The organism is Parapedobacter lycopersici, from assembly GCF_024643285.1.
GTDB classification, from domain to species: Bacteria; Bacteroidota; Bacteroidia; order Sphingobacteriales; family Sphingobacteriaceae; genus Parapedobacter; species Parapedobacter lycopersici.
Window position 1 is genome coordinate 25,755 of record NZ_JAMSLW010000001.1, and the last position, 15,084, is coordinate 40,838.

The following is a 15,084-nucleotide window of genomic DNA, read 5'->3' on the forward strand; positions in this document are numbered from 1 at the left end:
CGATCAAATGCGTTTGCAATAAATGCTCTGGGCCACTTTGTCAGAAATATTGATCTTGCGTCCGTCCACTTCCAGGGCCATCGAATTGTCGAAGTCGTATTTTTCCACCACCCGGGCTTCACTGCCGATGCCGATACCCATTTGACTGACATATTGCAAAAACGAAGGGCTGTTGTCTTTTACCGCAATGATGGTATATGACCTACCAGCAGCGGCTTCTGCCAGTGTTTTCCGGTCTTCGTTAACGTAGGCGCCATCGGCAGACGGTATCGCATCGCCATGCGGGTCAAATTGCGGATATCCCAGGAATTTGTCAAGCCGATTCACCAGTTTATCTGATTTGATGTGCTCCAGCTCTTCTGCGATGTCGTGTACTTCATCCCAGCTGAATCCCAGCTTATCGTATAAAAATGTCTCCCATAAGCGATGTTTGCGGATGACGGCAACAGCCAGGTCACGTCCGGTAGGTGTGAGGGAAATCTTACCGTATTTTTCATAGTTGACCAACTGCTTCTCCTTCAGTTTTTTGAGCATGTCAGTGGCCGTGGCCGGACGTACGTTTAGTTTTCCGGCCAGTTGGTTAGTGCCCGCTTCACCGGTGTTATTTTGTTCGACGGTGATGCGCAGCAATGCTTTAAGGTAATTTTCCTCTGTAACAGACAGCATGACAGCAAAGGTAGGTAATTGCAGGGAATTAACGGTCTAAATGCTGTTTTTGCATGTAAAATATCTGATGGGCGGGCAGCGGTGCTATCGGGTGGAAAATAAAAAGGCACCGGTTTTCGGTGCCTTTTTCGCCAACAGATGAGGCTGTTTATTTTTTTGCGGCCAGTTCTTCGGCCATTGCTTTTCCAATTTCAGCGGGGGATTCCACGACACGGATTCCGCATTCCCGCATAATTTGCATTTTAGCGGCAGCAGTATCGTCGGCACCACCCACAATAGCACCGGCGTGACCCATACGGCGTCCCGGAGGCGCTGTCTGTCCGGCGATGAAGCCTACAACCGGTTTCGTGCCATGTTCCTTGATCCAGCGAGCAGCTTCGGCTTCCATACCACCGCCGATCTCGCCGATGACGATGATTCCTTCGGTCTCCGGATCTGCCATAAGCAGCTCTACCGCTTCTTTGGTAGTGGTTCCAATGATCGGGTCGCCTCCGATTCCGATTGCTGTGGTGATTCCCAGTCCGGCTTTTACAGTCTGATCAACAGCTTCGTAGGTCAGCGTTCCGGATTTGGATACGATACCTACCGAGCCTTTTTTGAAAATGAAACCGGGCATGATACCAATCTTAGCCTCGTCGGCCGTGATAATGCCCGGGCAATTAGGTCCAATAAGCCTAGAGTTTTTATCACTGAGGTATGACTTAACCTGAATCATATCTTTGGTAGGAATACCTTCTGTGATACACACAATCACTTCAATGCCTGCAGCGGCAGCTTCCATGACGGCATCTGCGGCAAAGGCGGGAGGGACGAAAATGATGGATACATTGGCTCCGGTCTGGTCTACGGCATCCTGCACGGTATTGAATACCGGCCGATCCAAGTGGGTTTGACCACCTTTTCCGGGAGTTACGCCGCCAACGACCTGGGTGCCGTATTCGATCATCTGTGATGCATGGTAAGTGCCTTCGTTACCTGTGAAGCCCTGTACGATTACTTTGGAATGCTTATTTACTAATACGCTCATTGTTCTGGTTTTTGCCCCGCAAACTTAGATAAAATTGCTTTTAAATGCAAGTCTGTGGAATGGCATATAACGGCAACGCTGATTATGGCGAATCAACTGCCAAACTGCAGGTGTTGATCGGTGTGATCCAGGCATTGAAAAGAGCAAAGAAACGCAACCGGCGATTACACATTATTTTAATCAGCTTTCCGGAATTGGAGTTTGGCGTAGAAATCCCATAATACAATGCCGACTGACACAGCCACATTCAACGAATGTTTGGTGCCCGATTGGGGGATTTCAATGCAGGCGTCTAGTTTTTGCATGACGGCTTCCGATACACCGTGTACCTCGTTTCCAAAGACTAATGCATATTTTTCGGAAGGATCAGGGACAAACTGCTGAAGCGGGACGCTGCCCTCTGCCTGCTCAACCGCAATTATGCGGTATCCGGCTTCCCGCAGCTCCGAAATGGCGTAAGCGGTCTCTGAAACATATTCCCATTGTACCGACCGGGTAGCGCCGAGGGCAGTCTTTTCGATTTCCCGATGCGGGGGCGTGCCGGTAATGCCACAAAGCAGTATCCGTTCGATAGCAAATCCGTCGGCTGTCCGGAATGCCGAACCTACGTTGTGCATGCTCCGTAAATTATCAAGTACCATGGTAATGGGTGTTTTGGCTTGCTTGCGGAACGCCTCAAGTGAGGGGCGTTGCAATTGATCCATGGAATGTTTCTGCATGCTGCAAACTTAGCTAATTTCCTTTTAAAGGAATTAATTTGCAATAGCTCATTTTCGGATGTATCCGGGTGCTGCGTACCCAACTTACCTCTGCATACCCAGTCCCGAACAGTTATTCTGGTGGAAATACAGGGAAAACTTAAACTTTTGAATGATTAGGATTTTGAATATTAAAAATAAGGTGCTACATTTGCAGTCCGAAAATAAGGCAGAAATAAAATAGCTAAAAATAAATGGCAAATCATAAATCAGCACTTAAAAGAATCCGGTCTACGGCCACTAAGCGTTTGAGAAATCGTTATCAGGCAAAAACGACCCGTAATGCGATTAAAAAGTTAAGAAACACTACTTCAGCCGAAGAAGCAAAAACATTGTTACCCCGTGTCATTTCAATGCTTGACCGGTTGGCTAAAAAGAATGTGATTCATAAGAATAAAGCTTCCAATAACAAATCGAAGCTGACGAAACTGGTGAATAGCTTGTCATAATCTACAGATATAGTACAACAGTATGAAAGGCCGTCCCGGGATACCCCGGGACGGCCTTTTGTATTGTGTCGTCGTCAGCTTATTCGGTTGGGTTGCCGGCCAGGGAAAGTACCTGCCGAAGGGCTTGGGGGTCGTGGAGGTAAGGTGACAGGTCGAGCAACGCTACTTTCCGGAAATCAATTGGATGGCTTTCGCTTTGCAATGCAATGTATCCCTGCTGGAGCAGCATCCCGTCGATTTTTACCGCCGGGTCGAATTGGGAAACGTTGCTGCCACCAACTTGGGGTTGATAATAAGTCAGCACGGTATCCCCTTCAACGATGTGCTGAATCATGGAATCGGCCAGTACTAAAAATTCGGCAGTTACCCATTGGTCGCCATGAAACGTGCCGGAAGTTGAATTAATGCAATGGGGAGTAAACAGTGTGCTGTCCATTACCACGTTTGTGCCGGGCGTACAGAGGTTACAGGTAGGACGGGCTTCGGTGCCATTGCCCCCAAGAAACTGTCCTTCAATGGAAATTGGAAAATCCTGATTCTGCAACATGGATTTTGGGGCCTGTGCATGCAGCATGACGCCGCTGTTTCGCCATGCCCAATCTTCACCTCCGGGAGCCTGTTCGCCGGTAAAACGATATTCCACACGAAGAAGGTATGCCGAATAGGGTGTATTGTAGAAAATATGGCCGTATTGCTGATCGAAATCTGTATACCCATCGTACCGTACCTTCAGTAGCCCATCCTCGACACGGAACGTATTAGCGTAATTTTCACCGACAGGGTGTTTGGCAATTTTAATCGTCCATTCATTTAGATCCTTGCCGTTGAATAAGGGTTTCCATACGATCTCGTGTTCGTTTCCGCCGGTTGGATTTGCACAGCCGGAAACCAGGCAGACCGCGAAGGCGGTGACCAGTAAGGTGATCTTCATGTTAATGGTTTTTGTTTTCAAATTATTGATTCCACAGACTTTTATGCTTAACGTATTCGCTTGGCCGGACCCCGACAATTTTTGTAAATGTATTGCTGAATGTGGGCAAACTACTATATCCAACCCTGGCAGCCACCTCGTTAATGCTGAGTTTCTCGTCGAGCAGTAATTTCAACCCCTTCAGCATCCGTAAGATCGTAAAATACTGAATGAAAGACATGTTCAGCTCTTTTTGGAACAACCGGGCCAGCGAGCGCTCACTAATATCAAACTGATTGGCTATATGCCTGAAGCTGACATGGTTGGCAATATGCTGGTCCATGTATTCGACAATTTTAACCAGTCGCGGATCGCTTGGATAGGGCAAACTCAATGGCAGAGCGCCTCTACCCAGTTCGGATAATAGCATTTTGAATGCTTTCGCAATGCTGTATCGTCCATCGTCGTCCGGCCAGATGTTGCCATTCCACCGGTTCGTAAACATCATCAGTTCCATCAGCAGGCTATCGACCGGATAGATACCCGGGCGCATGAAAAAGTCATCGTCATGTTCGTATACCGGGAAATATAAATTGCGCATGATCACCTCCGCGGAACTTGGATGGATGCTATGGCGAACGCCGGCAGGGATCCAGATGTAGTGCCGGGCAGGCAGGAAGTAGGATTGTTTGGGTGTATTAAGGTAAACCACTCCTCCTTCGGTGTACAGAAACTGCCCTTTTTTATGCACATGTTCCGGAATCAGTTTCTCACCCATCATTGCATGGTGGCAATAGATGGTGTCATCATAACGATCTACTTCGGTGAGGTAATACCTGTTGACATATTTCTCCATGAAAGATTTTGTTCCAGCGATAACTTTAAGATACGGAATAAACTGCTGGCAAAAATAAGGCTTTTGTGTCTAATACGGATAATAATATGGCATTATATGATAACAATTCCTTTACCCAAACCGTCGTTTTCTACGATACTGCTGGAGTAATCCGGCAAGGAGTAGCAGCAGGGGAGGAAGGGCGACATTCAGCACTTTCCAGCGAAGCTGCGCATGCTTAACTTTGATCGGATCGAGTAGGCGGAGTTTTACCTCCTTGGCCCGCAGGGATATAATTCCTGCATCATCGGCAAGGTAATCGACGGCATTCAGCAGAAACGACCGGTTTCCATATTGCCGTTCGGCATAGCGGTCCCACCCAAGGGGATAGGGGGACCCGTCCGCTGGGTTTACCTGCCCCTTGAATACATCGCCATCGGCAATGGCAAGCATTTTTGTTGGTTTGCCCTGTGACGGGACTGCCGGAACGGAAACCAGGCCCTCCGGTATGGGGCGGTTTAAAAAGACCGATGAAAACGTGCCTTCAAGAAGGGCAGCTACCGGATAGGGGTGGTTCTTGAATTTAGCCGGATCCGGCGTTTCTCCCGCCATTTGCAGCGCCACTGTGGCAGGCACATCAAGCAACCGGGAGAATGGGGATGACTGGAGTATGATTTCCTTTCGGACACCTTGCGTAGCAATAGTGTCCAGCGTACCGGAAAATTCACTGTGGATACCATCCAGGTTCTTTAACACCGGATGTGCCGTGAGCGGCACGAAAACCGGATAGAACAGCCAGGGGGCCAGCTCGATCTGCGGCTGCCCACCGATATTGCCTACGGTAAGCGGGATTTGCGCGCTGTTCATATCGGCAATGAGATTGTAATTAAACCGGATCCCATAAGTAAAAAGCAGGTCGTCCAGGTTAAGTTGTCTGGCCAGCACCAATTGCTCCCCGGTTGTGCGCAGGCTGTCCAGGTCAGCGTTTACCTGATCGATGGCCCATAGGACACGTCCACCGTTCATGACAAAGTAGTCGATTTTGTATTTTTCGGCTTCGCTGAACGGCTGGCGTGGTTTAGCGACGATCAGTACATCCAGTTGGTTGAGTCCTTCGAATGTCATTTCCTTAAGATCGACCCAGCCGACCTGATATCCTTCCATCAGGCTTTGGATGGCATCATGTAGCTGCAATTCGTCTAATTCGCCATGCCCTTCGGTAAATCCGACCAGTGGCCGTCCACCGGCAGTGACTTTGCGCAGTGCCGAAACAAACGCATATTCCAGGTTCTGTACGGAGTTATTCAGTACCTCTTCATGCGATGCACCGGTACGATTTTGCAGTAAGTTTACCGCAATCTGTGTATCGCGGTAAGCTATCAGCGCACCGGGAAAGATCAATTTCTGTGTGAGGCCATCGTCTGTCCGGACCGTTAGGTTGGTCGGGTTAATTCCCTGTTCAGCCAAGGCGTTTACCTGTGTTTCCTGTTGCTTACTGTCTCCATCCAGGGGATTCAGAAAAGCATACGTCAGCTTTCCACCCGAATAGGCCTTCAGATCGGCCAGCAGGTCGGCCGTTGCCTGTTTTAACCGGCTGAATCCCGGGGGGAGGCTGCCGTCGAGAAAAACGGTGATATGCACTTTATCGGTCAGGCTTACTGCGGTTTCCCGCGAAAGCGGTGACAGGGTAAACCGCTTTTCCTCGGTAAAATCAACCCGTCCGAAATAGTTCGCCGCCACACCGTTCATCAGCAACACGGCACCTACGGCAGCAATGCCGTATACCAGCCTTTTCGTACGGAGCGATCCGCGGTCGGACAACACCAGCAGGCAGCTAAATAATAGCAGGAAAATGAAGCTGACAAAATAGACGGCATCCCGGCTATCCAGTACACCACGGCTGAGTGCGGCATAATGCGCTTGCATGCCCACGTTACTCACGCTGCTTTCCAAGCCATGGAACAACGGTATGCCGGCCAACGCATCAAAGGCATAGAAGCAGAAAAAACAGCACCATACGGCCAACAGAAAGGCAACAATGGGATTACGGCAAAGCGCCGACATCAGTACGCCGATAGCCGTGAACGCGGATCCTAAGAGGAAAAGACCAATGTATGAGCCTATTACCGCGCCCGTATCGATATTCCCTTCAGGGAGTCCGAGTTGGTAGATCGTATAATAGTACATCCCCGTTGGGATAAGCGCGAGCAGCACGACGGTAAAGCTCCCCAGGTATTTGCCCAGCAATAAATGGAAACGGCTGACAGGTTTACTCAGCAGCAGCTCCAAAGTGCCTTCTGCACGTTCACCAGCTATGCTACGCATGGTAATGGCCGGAATCAGAAACATAAACAGGTAGGGCGCGAGGTTAAAAAAGCCCGTTAATGTGGCATAACCATATTCCAGGATACTTGTATCCGGGAATACCCAAAGCAACAACCCCGAGATAAGCAGGAATATACCGATGGCCAGGTAGCCGGCCAGGGAGTTAAAAAATGCAGAAACCTCTTTTGCGTAAATACTAAACAAGCGCGTATCTGTTTATGGAATGCGGCATCGAAAATAGGAAATATAGCAGGTAAAACAAAAAGGCCGTCCCGGGAAATTCCCGGGACGGCCTTTTTGTTATAGAAAGTTATGCTTATCGCTGTCCAGGAAGATAAATCTGGAAGCCGAGGCTTACACCCAGGCCGGACTGTGCGTTTGCATTGGCTACCGTAGCCTTGCTGTAATTATAACCTACCATAGCTTCCAAAGCTACACTTTGGGTAATGAAGTGTGCATAACCTGCACCAATACCGAAAGCGAGATCAGCACCGGATCCAATGGAGCTACCTGCGATGCCCACCTCACCCTGTCCGAAAAACCGGCCGGTTGCGCTTGAGCCCTGTCCAAAGTAATAACGTACAAATGGAGCCACTCCATAAGTCCACACATTGTCAGCGTCGGGGCTGGTAGCTAATCCGACATTAGCACCTAAACCAACAGCCAATCCGTCTGATACAAAATAACCAGCACGAGGATTGAGGTTGATGTTAAATGATTCGCCTTCAAAGCTATACCCTAAGCTACCTAAACTACCACCTACGATCCAATTCCCTTGTTGTATGGGAGCCATCCCGACATTGGCTGAAGTTTGGGGCCGGTTAACTTCCGGTTGCTGTGCGCTGGCTGAGAAAATCACAGCCAATAGTAATACAGAGAATAAAGATAAATGTTTCATGGTTTTTACAATTTTAAGTGTCTACTTTTTGTATGTTTTCTTAAATACGCCATATTAGAAACATAAAACGTGCCATAATGTTTAAAAAAAGGGGAAAACAGTAACTATTAAGAAATTTTATTCGCCGACGGTCAGCCGGATGAACAGTTTTTCCAGGCTGGTATCGGGGTACTTCCTGTTTAAATCTGCTAATTCGAAATCAGCGACGATCTCGCCCTGGCGGATAATCACCACATCGTCACAGAGCGCTTCTACCTCCTGCATGATGTGTGTGGAGAGGAGCACGGTCTTTTCCTTTCCGAGTTGCCTGATCAATGTACGGATGTCACGTAGCTGGTTGGGATCCAGTCCGGATGTGGGCTCATCCAAAATAAGCACATCAGGATCATGTAGGATGGCTTGGGCCAGTCCAACGCGCTGGCGGTATCCTTTGGATAATTGGCGGATTTTCTTATTCAGCTCGGGCGCCAGTCCAGTCAGTGCGATCACTTCTTCAATCCGCCCCCGGGGTTGAGATAACCGGTGTATACCTGCCATAAAATTCAGTGCCTCCCGGATATACATATCGGGATATAGTGGGTTAGTTTCCGGAAGGTAGCCGATCTTTCTCCGGACTTCAAGGCTTTCGCGATGCACATGAAATCCGGCTACCCAGGCTTCTCCCGCCGTTGGGAGCAGGCTTCCGCAAAGAATCTTCATGGTGGTGGATTTTCCGGCACCGTTGGGGCCCAGAAAACCCAGTACCCGTCCGGCTTTTGCTTCAAAGGAAATCCCCTTTAACGCTTGCTGGTTGCCATAAGATTTGCTGAGATCAGTTACCCGGATAGCCATAGGGAGAAAACTACTTGATAAACGGCGAAGTGAGTTTATATGCGTTGCGGTATACGTCCAGCGCCTTACCTGCTTCCCGTGGCCGGTCGGTCGACAGGATATCGGCACCGCGTTCCACGAATTCGGTATAAACCTGGTCGCCCCGCGCTATGGCTTGCTTATCCAGGTTTCCCATGGTGCCCATTATACACATTATGCCATGGTTGTGTAGAAGTCTGTAAAAGGCTTCATCCGCTTCACGGGTGCCGATAAATGCAATCAGCCGATTATCCGGCACGTTGCGTTCATTGAGGCGAAGCAAGTCAGTTTCCGAGCCAATGGAGGCAGATATCATCAGTTCGGGATCCAGCTGGTGCACGGTAGCTGCCTGATCGGCATTATAGGTGATAACTACCGAATATGCGGCAGCGCTATTCCGCCTGATAGCTGAGACAACCGCCGTATAAGGGACATCGCGCTTCACGTCGAGGGTAAAGATCACTTTGTTTTTACCCCAACGCAATGCCTCGTCAAGTGTGGGGACGCGATAGGGCATCTCGTTGCCCTCCACATCCCGTAAGTACAGTTTTTTTATGGCTTCGAGGGTATACTCCGCAATTTTGCCCGAACCGTTTGTCGTGCGGTCCACCGTTTCATCATGCATGAGCACCAGCACTGAATCAGCCGTCATCCGCACGTCGCACTCAATGATAAGGGGTTGGCGTCGCGTCTGGTATTCGAAGGTTTCAATGGCATTCTCAGGGTATCCGCGTGCCGGTCCGCCGCGGTGCGCACTAACCAGCGGGTAGCGTTTCTCATGATAGGTCAGCAAGCGGTGCAGGTCGTCTGCGGTCTGTAACCGGATCCGGTTTGCACCATAACGGTATCCGCTTTCGGATGGCCAACAAGAAGCGGCGCAACCGGCGATCAACAGAAGTAGCAGAAATTGAACAGGGCGGTTTAACATCAGTAACCTCAGCTATTGTCAGTAAGTTTTATCAAATCATCCACAGTCAGGGACAGTTGGTTCATTACATGGGCAGCTTTCCGGTAATGCGGTTCCCTTTCCGCTAATTTTGCCTGAATATGCTCCAGCAGCTGTTCGCCGCTCAATCCCTGTAGTGCCGGTCGCGACGTAATATTGCTTTTGGTTAACCGGTCCCACAGCACTTTTGGGGGAAGCTGGAGATACACGGTTGTGCCGTTATCATTCATCCATGCCATATTATCAAAGAAACAAGGTGTGCCACCACCAGTCGACACAACTGTTGGCTGGGTAAATGCAAGGCCCTTCAACGTTCGGCTTTCCAGTTCCCTGAATGCATCCTCGCCGTAGTGTTCGAAATATTCGGGAATGGACTGGCCAATCAACTGGGTAATCTGTTCGTCCAGATCGATAAATGGCCATCCGGTTTTCTGGGCAAGCTTGCGACCCCACGTCGTTTTGCCGCTTCCCATAAATCCGATCAGGAATATGGTCCTGTTATTGGTTGTAGCACTTTCCAAGGCCTCGTTAATTTAATCCCCCTTACTAAAATACCGGGTTTCCAACACCTCGAAAGTCGGCAATGTATGATAATGCCATTTGTCTATTACGACACCATTTCGCATCAGTAGTACACCGGGATTTGCCCGCACCATGCTTTTTAAAGGCACGGCATCCGCGTAAAATATCTCCGTCAGTAATTTCAGCTCGTCACTGAGCTGCTGTGCCTCCTGGGCACTGCCCGAAGTTAGCAGTACGGATCGCACATTGTAGTTTTCAGCGGCATTCATAACCAGCGCATTTATCCGGCTTAGTGCCGCTAGATCAGTATGGCTCAGGTCCCAGGCCACCACAATGATATTATAATATGGGTTTTCGATAATTTCATGGGTAAAATCTTCCCCATTGGCATCAGCTATCAGTAAGTCCGGAATGGGAATGCGGTAACCCTCTTTTACCAGATGGCTTTCCGGGTCGCCGATAATTTCCCAGTTTTCATCCTTCCATATTTCATCGGCCAGGTATACTTTGTCGGATACCTTTTTTTGTTCGCCGGTTGTCTTGTTCCGCAGCGTATAAGTCAGCTCGTATAAATCACCCTGTTTACCTTCGGGCATTTTCATAAGCTCGGGCAGGTTATTGCCTTTTTTATAAGGAAGAAAATCAATAAAGGGCAGGAAATTAACGGTGTACACGCCGATGCCCAGAGAGCCAACGATTAACACCGCGGTTAAGAAACGCTGCGTGGATCGGCTTGCCATAATCGGCCGGATCTGCCGACGGTTGATGAAAATAATAACGATCAGGGCAAGGAGTACCAGGTCTTTGCTGAACGACTGCCAGGGCGTAAGCGGGATGGCATCGCCGAAACATCCACAGGAGGTAACCACTTCGAAAAAAGCGGAGTAAAAAGTGAGAAATGTGAAGAACAGAATAAGCAGCAGCAGACCCCAGGCAACCGTGCGCGCCCAGAAACCCAGCAGCAGCAGGGCACCCAGCAAAATTTCCAGGCCACAGATGACGACCGCCAGCTGGGTGGCATAGTCATTCAGGAAATCAGTGCCAAAGACGTGAAAATATTCCTGCAGCTTATAACCGAAGCCAGTTGGGTCATTGGCTTTGATTAACCCTGAAAAAATAAATAGCAGGCCCGTAAATATCCGTGAAAATCCAAGCAGGTAATTGGGGCGTGTTGCGGTAGTAGGTGTCGTCTGCATAATTAAACGGTTAAGGTTGGGTATCGGCAAGTCCTAATCTGATAAGCGCAAATACGGCATAGTTAAGCATATCCTGATAATTGGCCTTAATGCCTTCGGAGACTGTGGTATGTCCTTCATTATCTTCAATTTGCTTAACGCGGTATATTTTCATCAGGATGAGATCCGTCAGTGAACTTAAGCGCATTTCGCGCCACGCTTCACCATAATCATGATTTTTATCGAACATCAATGCTTTGGTCTCATCTACAGCCTGCCCGTATTTTTCGGCTACCTCGGCAGTGGGTAGGTTGGCTTCCCCAGTGCTACCCAGTTCCAGCTGCATGATGCCAATGACGCAATAGTTGACAATGGCGATATATTCATCCACCACGCTGTCGCCCACGCGGGAAACCCGCTTTTCTTCCAATGTACGGATCCGTTGCGCCTTGATATATAATTGATCAGTAATTGACGGAAGCCGCATGATCCGCCATGCTGTGCCGTAATCGGTGGTCTTTTTTATAAATAACTGCTGGCAACGGGTTATAATCCGGTCGTATTGGGCGGCTGTGTCCATAAGTACGTTACGTTTCCTTAAATGTTGTTGCGTTGTGGTGTTCGACAAATATAATGAGAATAACGTGATCCTCCCATCAAACGTGCCAAAAACGTGTTACTGACGGGCAAAACGGGAAATAAAGTTAGCACTACTTGTAAAATTATATGGATATTTGGCGGGAGTATCCAGCAGGAGCGGGGTAATCACAGTAAAAAAGAGAAAATGGAAATACCTTCATTGCGGACAGTTCAGGTGACCCGTTATGTGACGCCGCTGCGCGAAGGCGGCTCATTGCCGGCCATTGCGGAGGCTGATGACGGGTTTTTATATGCACTTAAATTCCGGGGCGCCGGACAGGGAAGCAAGGCCCTGATCGCCGAATTAATTGGAGGCGAAATTGCTCGTGCGTTGGGCCTCCGGATCCCCGAAATTGTATTTGCGGTATTGAATGAGGCCTTTGGGAGGACCGAACCCGATGAGGAGATACAGGATTTGCTGCGGGCCAGCACGGGACTTAATCTGGCGTTGCATTACCTTTCCGGTGCGATGACGTTTGACCCCGCGGTAACGGTAGTGGATCCACAGCTGGCATCCCGGATTGTCTGGCTCGATTGCCTGCTGACAAATGTAGACCGTACAGTAAAAAACACCAACATGCTGATGTGGCACCGTGAACTGTGGCTGATTGATCATGGTGCATCACTGTATTTCCACCACACCTGGGATGGCTGGGAGGAACAGGCGTTAAAGCCTTTCGTCCAGGTTAGGGATCACGTACTGCTTCGCTGGGCATCGGCCCTGGAAGACGCAGACGCGGCCTGTAAGGCAGTGCTGACAGCCGAGCGTATCCGGGCGATTGTAAGGCTGGTGCCCGATGAATGGCTGCTGGCATTCCCGGAAGTTTCCGTAGCCGAGGCGCGGGAAGTATATGCCCGGTTTCTGGAGATGCGGGTTGCTGCATCCAGCGTATTTATAAATGAGGCTGAAGATGCAAGAAGTAGAATTGTTTGAATACGCCGTCATCCGCCTGGTACCCCGTGTGGAACGGGAAGAATTTATCAATATCGGTGTGGTATTATATTGTCGTGGGCAACATTTCCTACAAATGCGGTATACGATTGATGCGAGCCGGTACACGCTGTTATTTCCCGATGTTGATGTGGCGGACCTGCACAGCTACCTCGCCGCATTCCAGCAGGTCTGTGAGGGCCGTGGTGGCGACATCACCGCAATCGCGACGCTGCCGCCGGCCGAACGTTTCCGCTGGCTTACCGCCAAGCGCAGCACCATGATACAGACTTCGGCCGTACATCCGGGACGCTGTGCCGATGCAGCGGCGGCGCTTGACCGGCTGTATTCCCAGCTGGTATGCTAATCCGGCAGTTTTTTTACCGTATTGTTACATAGTAAACGGCGGGAGGTTGCTTAAAAAATTTTTATATTCGATCTTTTATAACAAACTGATGAACGAGGAATTTATTCAATATATTCATAATAGGCAAAGCGGGATAACCAATGTGCCGCCGAACGGCGCGATTGCCGGATGGGCACTGCGTTTGCTCGACCTGGTATTTCCTGAACGGCAGACACATCCCGATCGCACCGCTGACCAGCTGAGGGCGCAATTCGTACAGTCCCAGCAGGAACTGGTCAGCATCCTGAACCGTACAAAAGCGTGTGAGGAATGCAATAACGACCTCGTTGCCCAGCATTTTTTTGATTACCTGTCCGAACTGCACCGCATCATGCGTACGGATGCAGAATCGATATATGACGGCGATCCCGCAGCGACCAGCGAGTTTGAAGTAATCCGTTCATATCCCGGTTTTTTTGCAATTTCGTTATACCGGCTGGCCCATGCACTGCTTCGGCTGGAGGTGCCGCTTATTCCACGCATTCTTACGGAACATGCCCACTCGGAAACCGGTATAGACATTCATCCCGGTGCGGTGATCGGGGAATACTTATTTATCGATCACGGCACAGGTATCGTTATCGGCGAAACAGCGGTGATCGGCAACCGCGTAAAATTATACCAGGGAGTAACCTTAGGGGCACTGAGTGTAGAGAAAGTGCTGGCGAATACCAAACGTCACCCCACGATTGAGGATGATGTGATCATTTATGCGGGAGCAACCATTCTCGGCGGTGAAACGGTTATCGGACACGACAGCATTATTGGGGGTAATGTCTGGCTCACCTCGAGCGTCCCTCCGCATTCGACGGCTTACCATCAGCCTACCGTGAAAATTGTAGATTCAAAGGCAGCACACTAATCGTACCATGGCAGATATCATAGACAGCATAGGAAACACCCCGTTGGTGGAAATCAAAAAACTGAACCCCAACCCCAAAATCCGGATTTATGCCAAGCTTGAAGGTACGAATCCGGGAGGAAGCGTAAAAGACCGGGCCGCACTGAACATGATCCGCAGCGCAATGGAACGTGGTGAAATTACAAAGGGTACCACGCTGATTGAAGCGACCAGCGGTAATACCGGCATTGCGCTGGCAATGATTGCCGGTATTTACGGATTGGATATTGAACTGGTCATGCCGGCCAGCTCGACGCGTGAACGGACGCTGACGATGGAGGCTTTCGGGGCAAAGGTAACTTTATTGGATTCCATCGAAGTGTGCCGTGATTATGCGGAGGAGAAGGGGAGGCAATCCGATTATTATATTCTGAACCAGTTTGCCAATCCGGATAATTCCCTGGCGCATTACAAAACTACGGGTCCGGAGATCTGGCGGGATACAGATGGGGCGATTACACATTTTGTCAGTGCGATGGGCACAACAGGAAGCATCATGGGTAACTCCATGTATCTCAAGGAAAAGAACCCGGCTATTCAGGTTATCGGATGCCAACCCACCGAAGAATCATCGATACCCGGTATCCGCCGCTGGCCGGAAGCCTACCTGCCTAAGATATACGATCCCGCCCGGGTGGATCAAATTATGGATGTTTCACAGGCCGAGGCAACGGAAATGGCCCGCCAATTAGCGAGGGCTGAAGGTATTTTTGTGGGCATGAGTACCGGTGGTGCTTTCGCCTGTGCCCTGCGTTTAGCGGCTGGACTGGAGGAAGGCGTTATCGTGTTTATCGCCTGTGACCGGGGCGACAGGTACCTGTCAAGCGACCTGTTCGGATAAGGAACG

At 49.7% G+C, this 15,084-nt stretch carries 17 protein-coding genes; 5 read left to right on the forward strand and 12 right to left on the reverse strand.

What is annotated here, in order from left to right; genetic code table 11:
- Positions 1-3: 3 nt before the first annotated feature.
- The 3 genes from NEV57_RS00110 to NEV57_RS00120 all read right to left on the reverse strand — a co-directional run bounded on the left by NEV57_RS00110 (position 4) and on the right by NEV57_RS00120 (position 2,412).
- Positions 4-666, reverse strand: coding sequence for a metal-dependent transcriptional regulator (locus tag NEV57_RS00110; RefSeq protein ID WP_257656253.1), 663 nt, complete (start codon positions 664-666; stop codon positions 4-6).
- 148 nt (positions 667-814) lie between these two features.
- Positions 815-1,693 carry a succinate--CoA ligase subunit alpha gene (gene sucD, locus NEV57_RS00115; protein ID WP_257656254.1) on the reverse strand — a complete coding sequence of 293 codons (879 nt, stop codon included), beginning with the start codon at positions 1,691-1,693 and terminating at the stop codon, positions 815-817.
- A 176-nt stretch (positions 1,694-1,869) separates the two neighbouring features.
- On the reverse strand, positions 1,870-2,412 hold the full coding sequence (locus tag NEV57_RS00120) for an RNA methyltransferase (RefSeq protein ID WP_257656255.1): 543 nt from the start codon (positions 2,410-2,412) through the stop codon (positions 1,870-1,872).
- A 233-nt stretch (positions 2,413-2,645) separates the two neighbouring features.
- Between NEV57_RS00120 and rpsT the strand changes: the two genes are divergently transcribed.
- Entirely contained in the window at positions 2,646-2,900 is a 255-nt protein-coding gene (gene rpsT / locus NEV57_RS00125) for a 30S ribosomal protein S20 (RefSeq protein WP_257656256.1), read from the forward strand.
- A 79-nt stretch (positions 2,901-2,979) separates the two neighbouring features.
- On the opposite strand, the gene NEV57_RS00130 is transcribed toward rpsT, so the two are convergent.
- The 9 genes from NEV57_RS00130 to NEV57_RS00170 all read right to left on the reverse strand — a co-directional run bounded on the left by NEV57_RS00130 (position 2,980) and on the right by NEV57_RS00170 (position 11,940).
- Positions 2,980-3,831: a 3-keto-disaccharide hydrolase gene (locus tag NEV57_RS00130; protein ID WP_257656257.1), complete on the reverse strand. Its 852-nt coding sequence runs from the start codon at positions 3,829-3,831 to the stop codon at positions 2,980-2,982.
- A 22-nt stretch (positions 3,832-3,853) separates the two neighbouring features.
- Entirely contained in the window at positions 3,854-4,666 is an 813-nt protein-coding gene (locus tag NEV57_RS00135; protein ID WP_257656258.1) for a helix-turn-helix domain-containing protein, read from the reverse strand.
- A gap of 111 nt (positions 4,667-4,777) precedes the next feature.
- On the reverse strand, positions 4,778-7,174 hold the full coding sequence (gldG, locus tag NEV57_RS00140; RefSeq protein ID WP_257656259.1) for a gliding motility-associated ABC transporter substrate-binding protein GldG: 2,397 nt from the start codon (positions 7,172-7,174) through the stop codon (positions 4,778-4,780).
- A 112-nt stretch (positions 7,175-7,286) separates the two neighbouring features.
- Positions 7,287-7,868 (reverse strand): hypothetical protein, encoded by a 582-nt coding sequence (locus NEV57_RS00145; protein WP_257656260.1) that lies wholly within the window; start codon positions 7,866-7,868, stop codon positions 7,287-7,289.
- 117 nt (positions 7,869-7,985) lie between these two features.
- Complete coding sequence (locus NEV57_RS00150) at positions 7,986-8,699, reverse strand: ATP-binding cassette domain-containing protein (protein WP_257656261.1); 714 nt, start codon at positions 8,697-8,699, stop codon at positions 7,986-7,988.
- A gap of 10 nt (positions 8,700-8,709) precedes the next feature.
- Complete coding sequence (locus NEV57_RS00155) at positions 8,710-9,645, reverse strand: glycerophosphodiester phosphodiesterase family protein (RefSeq protein ID WP_257656262.1); 936 nt, start codon at positions 9,643-9,645, stop codon at positions 8,710-8,712.
- Positions 9,646-9,653: 8 nt separating this feature from the next.
- A complete protein-coding gene (locus NEV57_RS00160; protein WP_257656263.1) occupies positions 9,654-10,184 on the reverse strand; it encodes a shikimate kinase in 531 nt (176 codons plus the stop codon).
- 12 nt (positions 10,185-10,196) lie between these two features.
- The gene (locus NEV57_RS00165; protein ID WP_257656264.1) at positions 10,197-11,381 is read right to left on the reverse strand and encodes a BT_3928 family protein; all 1,185 of its coding nucleotides are present in this window, start codon (positions 11,379-11,381) and stop codon (positions 10,197-10,199) included.
- A 10-nt stretch (positions 11,382-11,391) separates the two neighbouring features.
- On the reverse strand, positions 11,392-11,940 hold the full coding sequence (locus NEV57_RS00170) for a DUF1599 domain-containing protein (protein ID WP_257656265.1): 549 nt from the start codon (positions 11,938-11,940) through the stop codon (positions 11,392-11,394).
- 204 nt (positions 11,941-12,144) lie between these two features.
- On the opposite strand from NEV57_RS00170, the gene NEV57_RS00175 reads away from it, so the two are divergent.
- The 4 genes from NEV57_RS00175 (at position 12,145) to cysM (ending at position 15,078) form a co-directional block, all read left to right on the forward strand.
- Positions 12,145-12,933: a HipA family kinase gene (locus NEV57_RS00175; protein ID WP_257656266.1), complete on the forward strand. Its 789-nt coding sequence runs from the start codon at positions 12,145-12,147 to the stop codon at positions 12,931-12,933.
- Positions 12,911-13,297, forward strand: a complete 387-nt coding sequence (locus NEV57_RS00180; protein ID WP_257656267.1) for a DUF3037 domain-containing protein — start codon at positions 12,911-12,913, stop codon at positions 13,295-13,297. Before NEV57_RS00175 ends, NEV57_RS00180 begins: the two co-directional genes overlap by 23 nt.
- Positions 13,298-13,385: 88 nt before the next feature.
- Positions 13,386-14,198 (forward strand): serine O-acetyltransferase EpsC, encoded by an 813-nt coding sequence (gene epsC, locus NEV57_RS00185; protein WP_257656268.1) that lies wholly within the window; start codon positions 13,386-13,388, stop codon positions 14,196-14,198.
- A 7-nt stretch (positions 14,199-14,205) separates the two neighbouring features.
- Positions 14,206-15,078: a cysteine synthase CysM gene (cysM, locus tag NEV57_RS00190; RefSeq protein WP_257656269.1), complete on the forward strand. Its 873-nt coding sequence runs from the start codon at positions 14,206-14,208 to the stop codon at positions 15,076-15,078.
- The last annotated feature ends 6 nt before the right edge of the window (positions 15,079-15,084 follow it).